General features: G+C 64.7%; 2 pseudogenes. Both read right to left on the reverse strand.

From position 1 onward, the window contains the following. Positions 1 to 1,186 (reverse strand): annotated as a pseudogene (gene pirA / locus FFS27_RS32195) (TonB-dependent siderophore receptor PirA); the annotation flags it as partial. A gap of 235 nt (positions 1,187 to 1,421) precedes the next feature. Next, a pseudogene (gene pirS / locus FFS27_RS32200) lies at positions 1,422 to 2,023 on the reverse strand (sensor histidine kinase PirS); the annotation flags it as partial.

Here is a 2,023-nt window from a genome sequence, read left to right on the forward strand (position 1 = left end):
CCGTCAGCACCTGCTCGAACAACGCATGCAACGGAAGGTTGAGTTCGCCGCTGAGGCGATAGTTCTCCAGCTTGCTGGTGCTGAACGAACGGTCGGCGCCGATCTGCCCCTCGACGGAACCGGCCAGCCCCTCCTCCAGACGGTTGTTGCGGGTGGAGTCGTACTGGGCGACGAACCTGGAAGTACCGAACGACCAGGTCCCGTTGTGGGTGATGGCGTAGTTCTCGCGATACATGCGGTTGGTCTCCGCACCGTCGTCGGCGAGTCCCTGGGTATTGGCGGTGCCGTTGTTGTTCTGGGTATCGCCGGCATAGATGTTGCCCTGTCGGCTGAAGCCCGCTTCGAAATCGACGACCTGGTCGGGGGTCACCTGCCACGACAGCATCCCGCTGAGATCGCGATTGCGTACCCCTTCGCGTCCGGCCACGGTACGGCTCGGGTTGACGGTATGTCCGAGGTTGATGTCGGTATCGTCCGAATCGGTCTTGTTCGCGCTGCCGTACGCGCGGAAGCTCAAGGCTTCGGTCAGCGGCCCGCTGAGGCTGAAGTTGGCGCGGCGCGTGGCGCCATCCTTGGAGCTTTCCGGAATGTTGGTGAACACCGTCATGGAGCCACGCAAACGATCGGTCGGGCGCTTGGTGATGATGTTGACTACCCCGCCCGCCGCGCCGGAACCGTAGCGTGCCGCCGCGGGCCCACGGAGGACCTCGATGCGCTCGACCTCCTCCGGCGGCACCCAGTTGCTGTCGCCGCGGGTGTCGCGTTCGCCACGCCAGCCGTAGCGTACCGAGTTGCGCGAGCTGACCGGCTTGCCGTCGACCAGGATCAGGGTGTTCTCCGGCCCCATGCCGCGGATGTCGATCTGCCGGTTGTTGCCGCGCTGGCCGCTGGAACTGTTGCCGGTGAGGTTGACCCCGGGCATGGTGCGGATGATCTCGGAGAGATCGTTCACCGGCGGGCGCTTCCTGATGTCCTCGGCGGTGATGATGGATACCCCCGGTGCCTGCTTGAGCTCCTGTTCGGCGGTGCCCAGCACCACCTCGTCACCCAGCTGGACCACCGATTCGGCGCGTTCGTCCAGTTCTTCCAGGCGCTCGTCCTCGGCCAGGGCCTGCCCGCCCAGCAGGCTCGATGAAGCGAAAAGGACGGCAGCGGCGAGATGGCCGCGACGGAATTGGGGGTACATGCGTGACTACTCCTGTCGAGGGAAAACGGGTAGCAGGCGAGCCACGAGGGATACGTTGACGTTTTTTCTGAAGCCTGGGTCGCCGGCGTTGCGCGGGTGACGTCTCGGCACGGGTAGGACAGGGCGCAGACCCGGAACAAGGCCGGCCGAGGAGATCGGCACGGATGATAATCATTCACAAAAGAGAGTAAAGATCATTTACATCTAGGTAAAATGTAAAGGCACCTGCGCCTCGCTAGGCAGAAGGCAGCACCAGGCACAGGCGCAGCCCCGGATCGGCGGCTTCCGCCCATAGGCGGCCGCCCTGGAGCACCACGGCGCGACGGGCAATGCTCAGTCCCAGGCCGAAGCCCTTGCCGGTACGTGCCGAAGACAGTCGGGTGAACGGGCGGAAGATGGTCTCCAACTGGTGCTCGGCCACACCCTCGCCCTGGTCTTCCAGGCAAAGCCACCAGCAACTTCCTTCGCGCCGACCATGCAGGCGGATCACGCCGCCCTCCGGCGAATGCCGGATGGCGTTGCGCAGCAGGTTCTCCAGGGCCTGGGCAAGTGCATTGAGGTTGCCACGCACGACACAATCCTCGGGCAGATCGCTGCGGAACCGCTCGGCGGCCCAGCCGCTTTCGAAGCGTGCGTTCTCCACCAGCAGGTCCCATAACGCCGGGATGGAAATGTCCTCCAGCGCCAATACCGGGCGTTCGGTGTCCATCCAGGCCAGCTCCAGGGTGTTGTCCACCAGTTGCTGCATGCCCTGTACCTCCTGCTCCAGGCGCTCGCGCAGGAGCTGCGCGGACAGCGTGCCCTCTGCCGCCACCTGCAGGCTGTCCCTTATACACA

The organism is Pseudomonas sp. 2VD, from assembly GCF_005503585.1.
GTDB lineage: Bacteria > Pseudomonadota > Gammaproteobacteria > Pseudomonadales > Pseudomonadaceae > Pseudomonas > Pseudomonas aeruginosa.